Here is a 14177-nt window from a genome sequence, read left to right as displayed (position 1 = left end):
CTCCTCCGCGCGATCTGTCTTCCTGTGCGCGGAACTGCCCCGGGTCAGGGAGCGAGGCGCAGCCAGACGGCGCCGAGCGGGGGGACCACCAGGTGCGCGGAGGCCGGTCGGCCCGCCCACGGGGTCTCCTCGGCGGTGACGACCCCGAGGTTGCCCACGCCGGAGCCGCCGTACTCGGCCGCGTCGGTGTTGAGGACCTCGTGCCACTCGCCTGCGGTCGGCAGACCGAAGCGGCGCTCCACCGGCACGCCGGAGAAGTTGACGAAGACCGCGATGCGCTCGTCGCCGGCCTTCCGCAGGAACCCGATCGTCGAGTGCGGTGCGTCACCGCCCTCGATCCACTCGAAGCCCTCGGCGGTGCTGTCGTGCGTCCACAGCGCGGGGGAGTCCTTGTACACGCGGTTCAGTTCCGCGACGAGGTCCTGCACGCCACGGTGGCCCGGCTGGTCGAGGAGCCACCAGTCGAGGCCCTTCGCCTCGGACCACTCGGCGGGCTGGGCGAACTCCTGCCCCATGAAGAGCAGCTGCTTGCCGGGGTGCGACCACATGAAGGCGAGGTAGGCACGCACGTTCGCGAGCTTCTGCCACTCGTCGCCCGGCATCTTGCCGATGAGCGAGCCCTTGCCGTGCACGACCTCGTCGTGGCTGATCGGCAGGGTGAACTGCTCGCTGAAGGCGTAGACGAACGAGAACGTGATCTCGTCGTGGTGGTAGCTGCGGTACGCGGGGTCGCGCTGCACGTACTCGAGGGAGTCGTGCATCCACCCCATGTTCCACTTCTGCCCGAACCCGAGCCCGCCGGCGCTCGTCGGCTGGGTGACACCCGGCCACGAGGTGCTCTCCTCGGCGATCATCACGATGCCCGGGTAGCGCTTGTACGCCGTCGCGTTCGTCTCCTGCAGGAACGCGATCGCGTCGAGGTTCTCGCGGCCGCCGTGGACGTTCGGCAGCCAGTCGGTGCGGGAGTAGTCGAGGTAGAGCATCGAGGCCACCGCGTCGACCCGCAGGCCGTCGATGTGGAACTCCTCGAGCCAGTACAGAGCGTTCGCGACCAGGAAGTTGCGCACCTGCGGCTGCCCGAAGTCGAAGACGTAGGTGCCCCAGTCGAGCTGCTCGCCGCGGCGGGGGTCCGGGTGCTCGAACAGCGCGTAGCCGTCGAAGCGGCCGAGGGCCCACTCGTCCTTCGGGAAGTGCCCGGGGACCCAGTCCATGATCACGCCGATGCCGGCGGAGTGCAGGCGGTCGATCAGGTAGCGCAGGTCGTCCGGCGAGCCGTAGCGTGCGGTCGGCGCGTAGTACCCGGTGACCTGGTAGCCCCACGAGCCGCCGAACGGGTGCTCGGCGAGCGGCAGGAACTCGACGTGGGTGAAGCCGGTGTACTGCACGTGGCCGATGAGCTGGTCGGCGACCTCGCGGTACGACAGGCCCGGGCGCCACGAGCCGAGGTGCACCTCGTAGACGCTCATCGGGGCGTCGTGGGTGGTGGTCTGCGCCCGGCGCTCCATCCACGCAGCGTCGCCCTCGGACCACGTGTAGGTGGACTCGGTGACGACCGAGGCCGTCGCCGGGGCGATCTCCGCCTGGCGGGCGAACGGGTCGGCCCGTTCCACCCACCCGGAGTCGGTGAGGATCTGGAACTTGTAGCGCTGTCCGACGACGGCGCCGGGCCAGAACAGCTCCCAGACACCGAGGTCGTTGAGGCGGCGCATCGCGGTGGTGCGGCCCTCCCAGCCCTCGAAGTCGCCGATCACCCGGACGGCGGTGGCGCGGGGCGCCCAGACCGCGAAGGCGACCCCGTCGACGCCGTCGACCGTGCGGGCGTGCGCGCCGAGGTGGTGCCAGAGCTGCTCGTCACGGCCCTCGCCGAACAGGTGCAGGTCCAGCTCGCCGAGCGTCGGCGCGAACCGGTACGCGTCGTCGGTGGTCCAGGTGGCGTCGTCCTCGTCGGTCGACTCGTCGTGGTCGTAGTCGGCCTCGACGCGGTACCGGCCGAGGTCGCCGGCGGTGGCACCGGCCCAGAGGCCGTCGCCCTCGTGGGTCAGCTCGACGTCGTCGCCGTCGGGGCGGACGATCCGGACGGCGCGGGCCAGGTGGCGGACCACGCGGACGCTCGTGCCGCCGTCGACGGGGTGCGGCCCCAGGACGTCGTGGGGCTGCGACCAGCGGCCCTCGGCGACCTGCTGGCGCAGCCAGTCCTCGATCGGGGCCGGACGCGGGCCGGACACGGCCTCGGAACCGGCAGCGGGGGTGGCGGCCGACCCACCGGGTACGGAGGTCGGCGGCACGACGGGTGTCGGGCCTCCCGGCTGGATCCCGGGGCGCACGGGAGCCGCGGCGGCGACGGGGCCGCGCGGGTGCGCCGCGTCGCCGGGGTGTCCGGCGAGGGTGGCGGACTCGTGCACGTCGCGGTCCGGGGACTCGCGCGGTGCGGCCGGGGCACCGGGCAGGTCCTCGTCCGGAGCGGACACCTTGGGCTCGTACCGGGGCGCCGGTGCGGCGCGCGGCGGGACGGGCGGGGGCGGCGGCTGGACCGGCGGCACGGCCGGCCCCCGGTCCGGGGTCGGGGCGGAGGAGGCGGTCGGGTCGTTCGTCATCGGTGGGGTCCTTCCACGACGAGCAGGTGCACGGGTTCCTGGAACGCGTCCAGGCGGACGTAGTTCGACGATCCCCAGACCCAGCGCTGCCCGGTCACGACGTCGCGGACGTCGAACTGGCCGTCGGCCGGCAGGCCGAGCGCGGCGAGGTCCAGGTGGACCGTCGTCTCGCGGGCCGAGTGGGGGTCGACGTTCGCGACGACGATCACCGTGTCGTCGCGGCCCGAGCGGTTGAACTCGCCGGGCAGGTGCTTCGAGTACACGACGGTCGCCGGGTCCTCGGCGGTGTGCACGTGCAGGTTCCGCAGCTGGCGCAGCGCGGGGTGCGCGGCGCGCAACCGGTTGAGCATCGTCACGTACGGGGCGAGGGACGCGCCCTCGGCCTCGGCGAGCGCGAAGTCGCGGGGCTTGTACTCGTACTTCTCGTTGTCGATGTTCTCCTCGGAGCCGGGACGGGCGACGTCCTCGAAGAGCTCGTAGCCGGAGTACATGCCCCACGTCGGCGCACCGGTCGCGGCGAGCGCCGCGCGCACCTTGTAGCCGGCACGGCCGCCGTACTGCAGGTACTCGGTGAGGATGTCGGGGGTGTTCACGAAGAGGTTCGGGCGCAGGTAGTCGCTCGTCTCGTGCGAGAGCTCCTGGAAGTACTCCTCGATCTCCTCCTTCGTGTTCCGCCACGTGAAGTACGAGTAGGACTGCTGGAACCCGGTCTCGGCGAGGGCACGCATCATCGCCGGGCGGGTGAACGCCTCGGCGAGGAACACCGTGTCGGGGTGCTCGTCGCGGACCTCGCGGATGACGCGCTCCCAGAACCACAGCGGCTTCGTGTGCGGGTTGTCGACGCGGAAGATCTTGATGCCGAACGCCATCCAGTGGCGCAGCACGCGGAGCACCTCGGTGACGAGGCCCTCCGGGTCGGAGTCGAACTGGATCGGGTAGATGTCCTGGTAGCGCTTCGGCGGGTTCTCGGCCGTCGCGATGGAGCCGTCGGCGCGCTGCGTGAACCAGTCCGGGTGCTCGGTGACCCAGGGGTGGTCGGGGGAGCACTGCAGGGCGAAGTCGAGCGCGACCTCCATGCCGGTGTTCTTCGCGGTCTCGACGAAGTCGCGGAAGTCGTCCTCGGTGCCGAGGTCCGGGTGGATGGCGTCGTGCCCGCCCTCGGCGGAGCCGATGGCCCAGGGGCTGCCCGGGTCGTTCGGGCCCGGGGTGAGCGTGTTGTTCGGGCCCTTGCGCGCGGTGGTGCCGATCGGGTGGATCGGCGGCAGGTAGACGACGTCGAAGCCCATCCGGGCGACGGCCGGCAGGCGGCGGGCCGCGGTGCGGAAGTCGCCGCTCTTCCAGGAGCCGTCGGCGTTCTTCTTCGCGCCTTCGCTGCGGGGGAAGAACTCGTACCAGGCGCCGACGCCGGCGCGGGTGCGTTCGACGTCGAGCAGCTGCGTCGGCGAGGACGTGCGGAGCGAGGTGAGCGGGGCGTCCTCGACCTCGGCGACGATGCGCGGGTCGTCGACCGCGGCGAGGCGCTCGGCCGGCTCGAGGTCGGTGTCGCGGACGCGCTCCGCGGCGCGGGTGGCTGCGGGGGAGCCGGTCTCCTCGGCGAGGCGGTCGAACAGCACGGCGCCGTCGAGCAGGGTCGCCTCGGTGTCGACGCCGGCGGCGATCTTCAGCCGCGCGGCGTGCAACCACGTGGCCCAGTCGTCGGAGTACGACTCGACGTGCCAGGTCCACACGCCGACGTGGTCGACCTGCACGGTCGCCTCGTAGCGGTCGGTACCGGCGGAGACGAGCGTCAGCGGAACGGTGCGGGTGCCACCGTCCGGGCGTTCGAGGACGAGGTCGGCGCCGATGATGCCGTGTCCTTCTCGGAAGACGGTCGCACCGAACGTGATCACCTCGCCGTCGAAGGCCTTGGCGGGGAACCCGTTCGGGGTCCGTGGGGCGAGCTCGGTGATCGGGATGCGCCCGATCTTCGGGCGTCGGGGTCGGTCTGCGATGGCCACGGAGGCGACGCTACCCGGAAGGGGGCGTGTGTTCCCCGGAGACGCGCGTCGTGTGGACGGCGCGCCGACCGTCCGTGCTTGTGGAGGGACGGACGGGAGGCGCGGGTCGGGGCCGCCACGGGCCTCCCGTCCGTCCGTCGGCCGGGCCCCGGACCGCGCCCCGCTGTGGTCGTCGCACCCCGTCGCTCCGGGGCACGACGACCGCAGCGGGGCGCGGCGCGCAGGAGGCGCACGCCGCCCCGCCGGCCGGTGCCGCGCGCGCCGGCCCCGGCCGCGGCCCCGGCGCCTACGCCACCTCGAACAGGTGGATGCCCGGGCCGTACGCCGTGAACACCTGGCCGGCGGGCCGGAGTCGCTCGTGGTCGCGGTGCTTCTCGCTCGACCAGGCCAGGCGGTACCCGAGGACGTCCTCGCGCACCGGCAGGGTGAGGTCGCGGGTGCGGCCGCTGCCGTGCACGACGACGAGCACCCGGTCGGCGGGCTCGTGCTCGGGCGTCGACTCGACGAAGTACTGCAGGGCGCGGTGCACCGGCTGGTCCCAGCCCTCGACGGTCATCGGGTGGCCGTCCGGCCCGTACCAGGTCATCCGCGAGGCACCGGGCGTCTCCTGCCCCTCGACGCCGAAGCGGGTGGGGCGGAGCGCCGGGTGCGCCTGCCGCAGTCGGGCCAGGGCCGCGACGGCCTCGGTCATGGTCTCGGCGTCCTCGTCGTCCGACCAGTCGACCGGGGTGAGGTCGTCGGACACCACGTAGGCGTTGTTGTTCCCGTGCTGGGTGCGGCTCCGCTCGTCGCCCGCGGTGAGCATCGGCACCCCGGCCGAGAGCATGAGCGTCGCCGCGAGGTTGCGCATCGACCTGCCCCGCGCGGCCCGGACCCCGCGGTCGGCGGTGTCGCCCTCGGTGCCGTGGTTGAACGAGCGGTTGTCGTTCGAACCGTCGCGGTTGTCCTCGCCGTTGGCCTCGTTGTGCTTGCCGTCGTACGACACCAGGTCGAGCAGGGTGAAGCCGTCGTGGGCGGTGACGAAGTTCACGCTCGCCAGGGGACCGCGGTCGGCACCGAACGTGCTCCGCGACCCGGTCAGCGCCTCGGCCAGCCCGCCGATGCCGGTCTGCGGCAAGCCGGTGCGGCGCTCCTCGGCGATGTCGGTGAGCCAGAACTGCCGGACCGTGTTGCGGAACCCGTCGTTCCACTCGCTCGTCCGGGGCCCCGCGGCTCCGAACGCGCCGGTCTTCCAGCCGTCCGGACCGACGTCCCACGGTTCCGCGATCACCAGGGTGTCCTGCAGGTCGGGGTGGTTCCGGATCCGCTCGAGCAGCGGGTGCGACGGGTCGAACCGGTGCTCGCCGTCGCGGGCCAGTGCGGCCATCAGGTCGAAGCGGAACCCGTCGACCTGCACCTCGCGCGCCCAGTAGACCAGGCTGTCGACGATGAGGTCCGCCGTCGCCCCGACCGAGGTGTCGAGCGTGTTCCCGCACCCGGTGGTGTCGTAGTAGCCGTCCCGGTAGGGCGGCGCGGAAGCCGCCCAGCGGTAGCGGTTCGCACCGTCGATGCCGCGCAGGCTCGTCGTCGGACCGCCGAGGCCCTCTTCCGCGGTGTGGTTGTAGACGACGTCGAGCACCACCTGGATGCCGGCCTCGTGGAGCAGCCGGACCATGCCCTTGAACTCGCGCAGGACGGCGTCGGCGCCCTCCTGCTGCGCGGGCGCCGAGGCGTGCGCCGCGTGCGGGGCGAAGAACCCGAGCGTGTTGTAGCCCCAGGCGTTCTGCCGGCCGGCGTCGCGGAGCCACCGCTCGGTGTCGAACGCCTGCACCGGCAGCAGCTCGAGCGTCGTGACCCCGATGCGGTGCAGGTGCGCGATCGTGCTCTCGTGCGCGACCCCGGCGTACGTGCCGCGCAGGTGCTCCGGCAGGTGCGGGTTCGCAGCGGTCAGGGTGCGGACGTTCGCCTCGTACACGACGGCACGGTCGAGCGGGACCCGCGGCTTCACGACGCCGCCCCAGTCGAATGCGTCGTCCACGACGACGCTCGTCCACCGGGGACCGTCCGCCTCGTCGTCCCCCGTCGGCAGGATCCCGCGGGCGTACGGGTCGAGCAGGGGACGGGCCGGGTCGAACCCGTGCCGCGGCCCGACCGGTCCGTCGACGAGCAGGTGGTAGCGGTCGCCCGGAGCGACGCCGGGGACCTCGCCGGTCCACACGTCGGTCCCCGCCACGCGGTCGAGCGGGTGGCGGGTCACACCGCCGTCGGACGCTGCCGCCACGACGAGCACGACGCTCGTCGCGGTCGCCGAACGCAGGGAGAACCGCGGCACGGAACCCCCGAGGGAGAACCCCGGCGTGTGGTCGGTCGCTGTCTGGTGCACGCGACCAGGGTACGAGGACCGGCGCGTATCCTGGACATCGCTCATCCCAAGGAGTGCTCGTGTCCGTCTACCTCGACCACGCCGCGACGACGCCGATGCTGCCCGCGGCGCTCGCCGCGTTCACCGACGCGCTCGGCACCGTCGGCAACCCCTCCTCGATCCACAGCGCCGGCCAGCGCGCCAAGATGCTGCTCGAGGACGGCCGCGCCGCCGTCGCGCGCTCGCTCGACGCCGACCCGGTCGAGGTCGTCTTCACCTCCGGCGGGACCGAGAGCATCAACCTCGCCGTGAAGGGCCTGTTCTGGGCACGCCAGCGCGACCGCCGGCGACCCCGCATCGTCGTGCCGGGCGGCGAGCACCACGCCACCGTCGACACCCTGACCTGGCTGGAGACGCACGAGGGCGCGGTCGTCGACGTGGTCCCGCTGGACGCGCAGGGTCGCGTCGACCTGGCCGGACTGGAGGCCCGACTCACCGACGCCTCGGACGTCGCCCTGGTCACGTTCCTGTGGGCGAACAACGAGGTGGGCACCATCCAGCCCGTGTCGCGGATCGTCGAACTCGCGCACGCCGCCGGCGTGCCCGTGCACAGCGACGCGGTCGCCGCCTACGGGCAGGTGCCGGTGTCGTTCGCTGCCTCCGGCCTCGACGCGCTCAGCGTGTCCGCCCACAAGATCGGCGGCCCCGTGGGCATCGGCGCACTCGTGCTCGGACGCAAGGCCACGGTCGAACCCCTCATCCACGGCGGCGGGCAGCAGCGGCAGGTCCGGAGCGGCACGCAGGACGCCCCCGCGGCCGCGGCGTTCGGCGTCGCGGCGTCGACGCCACACGCCTCGGTGCAGGCCCTGCGCGACCGCCTGGTCGCCGGTGTGCTCGCGGCGGTGCCCTCGGCCGTGCTCATGGGCGACCCGGTCGACCGGTTGCCGGGCAACGCGCACTTCACGTTCCCCGGCTGCGAGGGGGACTCGCTCCTGTTCCTGCTCGACGCCGCCGGCGTCGCGGTCTCCACGGGTTCGGCCTGCCAGGCGGGCGTGCCCGAGGCGTCGCACGTGCTGCTCGCCATGGGGCTGACCGAGCAGGACGCCCGTGGGGCGCTCCGGATCACCCTCGGCCACACGTCGACCGAGGCCGACGTGGACGCGTTCCTTGCCGCCCTGCCGGACGCCGTCGCGCGGGCTGGTGCCGCCGGCATGGCGTCGCGGGAGCCGTTGCTCGGGCGCTAGCCCGGGGTCCGCGCTCCGTCCCTCCGGCCGAGGCCGCGCTCCCACCGATCGAGCCAGGGGATGAGGTCACGGAGGTCTCCGGTCTCGATCGAGACGGACGCGGCAGCACGCGCATCGGGACCGGCGTTCAGGGCGAACGACGTGGGGACCGAGCCGAAGAGCGGGAGGTCCGACCGGCTGTCGCCGACGGCGCAACACCGGTCCGGCGCAACACCACGCTGCGCGGCCAGCGCGAGCGCGCGGTCCCGCTTGCCGTACTCGTCGAGGTGTTCAGCGACGGTGCCGTCGTGGACCGTGCCGTCGACGCCGACGCGCGGACCGCCGTTCGCCGTGAAGCCGTGACGCCTCGCGATCGACGCACCGACCGGCTCCCAGGCCAGCGACGCCAGGACGGGTTCGACCTCGTGGTGCGCACACCACGCCACGACGTCGTCGATGCCGGCGATGAGCGGGAGCTCGTCGAGCCACCCCGCGATGGTCCGGACCTCCACGTCGCGCCACCCGGCCGCGTCGACCACACTGACCTCGTGGTTCGTGGCCTCACCGGCCGCGTACCGCGCCTCGGCGGCGTTCAGCTCCTCGAGGTGTCCGAGCCGCTCGGCGAGGAAACTGCTGCTCGACCGCGACGGGACGAGCGTGCCGTCGATGTCGAAGAAGACGATGCCGCGCGGGCTCATGCCCGGAGCGTACCGACCACGGCTCCGTCTCGGGGGCGAGGGACGGCGCGCTGTCGGACTCCACTGCCTGCGCTGTCACCACCACGACTGCTCGGCGTCCTGTTCGTCAGGGTCACGATCGCGCTCGTGATCCACGCCGGCCAACGGGCCTTCGGGGCCCTCAGGTCCGTCTGCGCGGCCGTCGTCCTGGTCAGCGCGCGGGTGGGACGACGGCGGTCGCGGTTCCACGGCCGACGCCGGAAGCGTGCGACGAGCACTGTCGGCGCCGCGCGACGTCGGGGAGCATGGGGGCATGGACCGAGTCGCACTCCGTGACCCCGAGGGGGTGCGCTTCGTCCCGGACGTGCCGTCGGGCGACGCAGCCCTCGTCATCGCGGGCTCGAGCGGCCGGGTCGACGTCGACCGCGCGGCCTGGTTCGCGGCGCACGGCTTCGTCGCCGAGTCCTTCCGGTGGTTCGGCGGCCCCCGACAGCACGACGGTCCGTGGGAGGTCCCGCTCGAGTCCTTCGTCGACCGAATCGAACGCCTGCGGACCACGAGCGACCGGGTGTGGGTCGTCGGGACGTCGCTCGGGTCGGAGGCCGCCCTGCTCGTGGGCGGGCAGCCGGGGGTCGCCGGGGTCGTCGCGTTCGCGCCGTCGGACGTCGTCTGGTCGTGGCCGGACGCCAGCGGCGTGCCACGCTCGCACTGGACGCTCGGGGGCGAGCCGCTGCCCTTCGTCGCCGTCGACCCGGCCGACTCCGACCGGGAGGTTCCGCCGAGGTTCCGACCGCGCTACGAGCGCTCGTACCGACGGGACCCGGCGCGCACAGAGCGTGCCACGATCCGTGTGGACGGCATACGCAAGCTCCTGCTCGTCGCAGGCGGGGACGACCAGGTCTGGCCGAGCCGCGACAGCGCCGACCGGATCGTGGCCCGGCGGTCCGCCGCAGGGCTCGGGACGGTCCTCGTCACCGCAGCAGCAGCAGCCGGTCACCGTACGGTGCTGCCCGGGGAACCGGTCCTCACAGGCGGGCAGACGATGCAGCGCGGCGGCAGCGGGGGGGGGGGCACACGCCCCCGCGTCCGGACCGGTGCGTAGGGTCGAGAGCGTGATGGCGACCTCGGACAGCGGTGCCGCGCGGGACGGCCGGTGGGCGGTCCCGCTCCGACGGGTGTTCCCGTGGTGGAACCTCGGCGGAGCGGTGGTGACGTTCGCCGCGCTGGTGCTGCTGGAGCCGTCGGTCAGCACGGCGTTCGTGGCCTTCTGGGGTCCGGCGACCGGGCTCGCGATCCAGGACCGACAGCGAGCCGCGCGGGACCGAGCCGACCGGGGGCTCTCGCTGGACCGACGGTCCCTCGCCGGTCCGCCGTGGCGTGAGCCGCTGTACGCCGCGCTGCTGACGGCGTTCGCGGTCGGGGCCGGCCTGCTCGTCCACGCGGTCTTCATCGGGTGGTCCGGGACGGCGGCGCTCGGTGCCGGCCTCCTGCTCGCGAGTGCGGCCGCGGGTGCCGCGCTCGTGCTGGTCGCCCGGGCCCGCCACCGGCGTCGGCCGACCGGACCGGAGGCGTGACCCGCACCGCTCGGTGCGGGCGCGGGGCGGACGCACCACGGCGCGGACCGCGACCGGCGTGCCGGAGCCGCACCGGGCCTCCCGACCGGTCCGACGTCTCGGCCGTCGCTCGGTACGACCGGCGCGTCGCTGGCGCGACGCGAACCCGCCGGCCACGCCGGTAGGATCGATGACCATGGTCGAACTGGACTTCTCCGAGCAGCTCTCCGCCCTCCGCGTGACGTTCGGCAACATCCGCTCGGTGGTCGACGTCGACCGCCTGCAGCGCGAGATCGCCGAACTCAGCGAACAGGCCGGGGCCCAGGACCTCTGGGACGACGTCGAGCACGCGCAGCAGGTGACGAGCGCGCTCTCGCACCGGCAGGCCGAGCTGAAGAAGATCACCGACACCGAGGCACGCATCGACGACCTCGAGGTGCTCGTCGAGATGGCGAACGAGGCCGAGGACCAGGAGGCCGCGGACGAGGCGGCCGCCGAGCTCAAGGCGATCCAGAAGACCATGGGCGACCTCGAGGTGCAGACCCTGCTCGACGGCGAGTACGACGACCGACCGGCCGTCATCACGATCCGTGCCGGTGCCGGTGGCGTCGACGCCGCGGACTTCGCGGACATGCTCATGCGCATGTACCTGCGCTACGCCGAACAGCACGGCTACAAGACGACCGTGATGGAGACCTCCTACGCGGAAGAGGCCGGCATCAAGTCGGCCACCTTCGAGGTGGACGCTCCGCACGCCTTCGGCACGCTGTCGATCGAGGCCGGCACGCACCGACTCGTCCGCATGTCGCCTTTCGGCGCCGCCGGCAAGCGCCAGACCTCGTTCGCCGCGGTCGAGGTCATCCCGCTCATGCCGGAGACCGCCGTCATCGACATCCCCGAGAACGACATCCGCGTCGACGTGTTCCGCTCGTCGGGGCCCGGTGGGCAGTCCGTCAACACGACCGACTCCGCGGTGCGCCTGACGCACATCCCGACCGGCACCGTCGTCTCGATGCAGAACGAGAAGTCGCAGATCCAGAACCGTGCGGCCGCCATGCGCGTGCTGCAGTCGCGCCTGCTCCTGCTGAAGAAGGAAGAGGAGAACGCGAAGAAGAAGGAGCTCGCCGGCAACATCACGGCGAGCTGGGGCGACCAGATCCGCTCCTACGTCCTCGCGCCCTACCAGATGGTGAAGGACCTGCGGAGCGAGCACGAGGTGAACAACCCCTCAGCCGTGTTCGACGGCGACCTGGACGGGTTCATCAACGCCGGCATCCGGTGGCGGAAGCAATCCGACGGCTCCTGAGCCGCGCGCCTCGCTCGTGTTCCAGGCAGGGCGACCTACCCTGATCCGGTCATGATCAAATTCGACCAGGTCACCAAGGTCTACTCGGGCAACCCGAGTCCGGCACTCGACAACCTCACCCTCGAGATCCTCAAGGGCGAGTTCGTGTTCCTCGTCGGCGCCTCCGGGTCCGGCAAGTCCAGCTTCCTGCGCCTCGTGCTCAAGGAGGAGAAGCCGACGAGCGGGCAGATCCACGTGCTCGGGCAGCGGCTCGGCGCACTCGCGTCCCGCAAGGTGCCGTACTTCCGGCGGAACCTCGGCGTCGTCTTCCAGGACTTCCGCCTGCTGCCGAACAAGAACGTCTTCGACAACGTCGCGTTCTCGCTGCAGGTGATCGGCAAGAGCAAGGGCTTCATCAGCGAGGCCGTCACCGACGTCCTCAAGCTCGTCGGGCTCGCCGGCAAGGCCACGCGCATGCCGCACGAGCTCTCCGGTGGTGAGCAGCAGCGCGTCGCCATCGCGCGCGCCGTGGTGAACAAGCCGTCGGTGCTCCTCGCCGACGAGCCCACCGGCAACCTCGACCCGACCACGTCGGCGGGCATCATGGCGCTCCTCGAACGCATCAACCAGGGAGGCACCACCGTGCTCATGGCGACGCACGACGCCAGCATCGTCAACCAGATGCAGCGCCGGGTCATCGAGCTCTCGAACGGCACCGTCCTGCGCGACGAGCAGTCCGGCGGCTACCAGACCCAGGCCGTGCCGATCCAGCGTGGTGCCGGTGTCTCGAACACCACCGGCATCCAGACGATCCCGGGGCTCATCCGATGAGGCTCGGACTCGTCATGTCCGAGGTCGGCTCGGGCCTGCGCCGCAACGCCTCGATGGTGGTCTCCGTCGTCCTGGTGACCTTCATCTCGCTCACGTTCGTGGGCACCGCGATCCTGCTGCAGATGCAGATCAACCAGATGAAGGGCTACTGGTACGACCGGGCGCAGGTCGCGGTGTACCTGTGCACCGACACCGACACGACCGGCAACTGCACGGGGGCCAAGGCCACCGAGGACCAGCGGAAGCAGATCCAGTCTCAGCTCGAGTCGTCGACGCTGCAGCCGTACATCGAGAAGACGTACTACGAGGACCAGGACCAGGCGTTCGCCCGGTTCAAGCAGCAGTTCAAGGACTCGGCGGCGACGGAGTTCGTCAAGCCCGAGTACCTCAACGAGACCTTCTGGGTGAACCTGAAGAACCCGTCGCAGGCCGACGTCCTGGTCGAGAGCCTGTCGAAGGTCGCCGGCGTGCAGAGCGTCGTCGACCAACGCGGTTACCTGCAGCCGATCTTCAACCTGCTCAACGCGGCCTCCTACACGGCGATCGGCGTCGCGGCGCTCATGCTCGTCGCCGCGGTGCTGCTCATCGCGACGACGATCCGGTTGTCGGCGTTCAGCCGACGGCGGGAGCTCGGCATCATGCGCCTGGTCGGCGCGTCGAACCGGTTCATCCAGACACCCTTCGTGCTCGAGGGGGTCATCGCGGCCGCCATCGGTGCGGTCCTGGCCGGCGGTGCGATCACCGCCGTGGTCTGGTTCTTCGTCCGGAACTTCCTGGCCGAGCGCTTCACCGGGACGGCCTTCATCGGCATGGGGGACGCGGCGATCGTCGTGCCCGCGGTCATCGTGATCGGGGTGCTGCTCGCGGCGGTGTCGGCGTCGATCGCGATCCGGCGCTACCTGAAGGTCTGAGCGCCGCGCCGCGCCGCCGGCCGCCGTGCCTCGCCGCGACGTCGGCGGCGGTGCCTCGCCGACGGCGGCGTCCTGCCGGCGCCGGCGGTCTCCTGTCGACGCCGGCGGTCTCCTGCCGACGCCGGCGGTCTCCTGTCGACGCCGCCGGTCTCCTGCCGCCGCCGGAGGTCTCCTGCCGACGTCGGCGCGCCGGGAAGGTGCACGGGGCCGACGGTGTTCGGTAGTCTGTAGGGCTGCGCAGTGCAGCGGCCGAATCGAGAGGAGTCCGTCATGGCGAAGGAACGCGGGGAAAAGATCGTCGCGACGAACCGTCGCGCCCGGCACGACTACCTCATCGAGGACACGTACGAAGCGGGCATGGTCCTGTCCGGCACCGAGGTGAAGTCCCTGCGCATGGGACGGGCGTCGCTGGTCGACGGGTACGCCTACATCGACGGTGGCGAAGCGTGGATCGACGCCGTGCACATCCCGGAGTACACCGAGGGCACGTGGAACAACCACTCGCCGCGACGGAAGCGCAAGCTCCTGCTCCACAAGCAGCAGATCGTGAAGATCTCGCACAAGACGGCGCAGGGCGGCTACACGCTCGTGCCCCTGCAGATCTACTTCCACGACGGCCGCGCCAAGGTCGAGATCGCCGTCGCCAAGGGCAAGCGCGAGTTCGACAAGCGGCAGGCCCTGCGTGAGAAGACCGACAAGCGCGAAGCCGAGCGGGCGATGCGCACGCGGAACCGCGTCGGCGAGTAGCGTCGGAACACCTCGGTC

General features: G+C 72.1%; 11 protein-coding genes. 7 read left to right on the top strand and 4 right to left on the bottom strand.

Annotation, left to right across the window (positions count from 1 at the left end):
• Nucleotides 1-44 precede the first annotated feature (44 nt).
• From glgB to DEI99_RS10375, 3 genes are all read right to left on the bottom strand, one after another.
• On the bottom strand, nucleotides 45-2594 hold the full coding sequence (gene glgB / locus DEI99_RS10385) for a 1,4-alpha-glucan branching protein GlgB (protein ID WP_284180797.1): 2550 nt from the start codon (nucleotides 2592-2594) through the stop codon (nucleotides 45-47).
• The gene (locus DEI99_RS10380) at nucleotides 2591-4591 is read right to left on the bottom strand and encodes an alpha-1,4-glucan--maltose-1-phosphate maltosyltransferase (RefSeq protein ID WP_258369472.1); all 2001 of its coding nucleotides are present in this window, start codon (nucleotides 4589-4591) and stop codon (nucleotides 2591-2593) included. The genes glgB and DEI99_RS10380 overlap by 4 nt, the downstream gene beginning before the upstream one ends.
• 286 nt (nucleotides 4592-4877) lie before the next feature.
• Entirely contained in the window at nucleotides 4878-6953 is a 2076-nt protein-coding gene (locus DEI99_RS10375) for a glycogen debranching protein (RefSeq protein ID WP_111042265.1), read from the bottom strand.
• Between the two features lie 59 nt (nucleotides 6954-7012).
• Here DEI99_RS10375 and DEI99_RS10370 point away from each other — a divergent pair, with 59 nt between their 5' ends.
• Nucleotides 7013-8176 carry a cysteine desulfurase family protein gene (locus tag DEI99_RS10370; protein WP_111042305.1) on the top strand — a complete coding sequence of 388 codons (1164 nt, stop codon included), beginning with the start codon at nucleotides 7013-7015 and terminating at the stop codon, nucleotides 8174-8176.
• Here DEI99_RS10370 and DEI99_RS10365 read toward each other — a convergent pair.
• The gene (locus DEI99_RS10365; RefSeq protein WP_111042267.1) at nucleotides 8173-8853 is read right to left on the bottom strand and encodes an HAD family hydrolase; all 681 of its coding nucleotides are present in this window, start codon (nucleotides 8851-8853) and stop codon (nucleotides 8173-8175) included. The genes DEI99_RS10370 and DEI99_RS10365 overlap by 4 nt on opposite strands.
• Nucleotides 8854-9145: 292 nt before the next feature.
• On the opposite strand from DEI99_RS10365, the gene DEI99_RS10360 reads away from it, so the two are divergent.
• From DEI99_RS10360 to smpB, 6 genes are all read left to right on the top strand, one after another.
• Nucleotides 9146-9934, top strand: a complete 789-nt coding sequence (locus DEI99_RS10360; protein ID WP_111042269.1) for an alpha/beta fold hydrolase — start codon at nucleotides 9146-9148, stop codon at nucleotides 9932-9934.
• A gap of 10 nt (nucleotides 9935-9944) precedes the next feature.
• Nucleotides 9945-10406 (top strand): hypothetical protein, encoded by a 462-nt coding sequence (locus tag DEI99_RS10355; protein WP_146247153.1) that lies wholly within the window; start codon nucleotides 9945-9947, stop codon nucleotides 10404-10406.
• 175 nt (nucleotides 10407-10581) lie between these two features.
• Entirely contained in the window at nucleotides 10582-11691 is a 1110-nt protein-coding gene (gene prfB / locus DEI99_RS10350; RefSeq protein ID WP_071253906.1) for a peptide chain release factor 2, read from the top strand.
• A gap of 51 nt (nucleotides 11692-11742) precedes the next feature.
• On the top strand, nucleotides 11743-12501 hold the full coding sequence (gene ftsE / locus DEI99_RS10345) for a cell division ATP-binding protein FtsE (protein WP_071253760.1): 759 nt from the start codon (nucleotides 11743-11745) through the stop codon (nucleotides 12499-12501).
• On the top strand, nucleotides 12498-13412 hold the full coding sequence (gene ftsX / locus DEI99_RS10340) for a permease-like cell division protein FtsX (RefSeq protein WP_111042273.1): 915 nt from the start codon (nucleotides 12498-12500) through the stop codon (nucleotides 13410-13412). The genes ftsE and ftsX overlap by 4 nt, the downstream gene beginning before the upstream one ends.
• Nucleotides 13413-13682: 270 nt before the next feature.
• Nucleotides 13683-14159: an SsrA-binding protein SmpB gene (gene smpB / locus DEI99_RS10335; RefSeq protein ID WP_111042275.1), complete on the top strand. Its 477-nt coding sequence runs from the start codon at nucleotides 13683-13685 to the stop codon at nucleotides 14157-14159.
• Nucleotides 14160-14177 lie beyond the last annotated feature (18 nt).

Source organism: Curtobacterium sp. MCLR17_036, assembly GCF_003234445.2.
Lineage (GTDB): Bacteria > Actinomycetota > Actinomycetes > Actinomycetales > Microbacteriaceae > Curtobacterium.
This window is presented reverse-complemented; position numbering and strand designations above follow the sequence as displayed.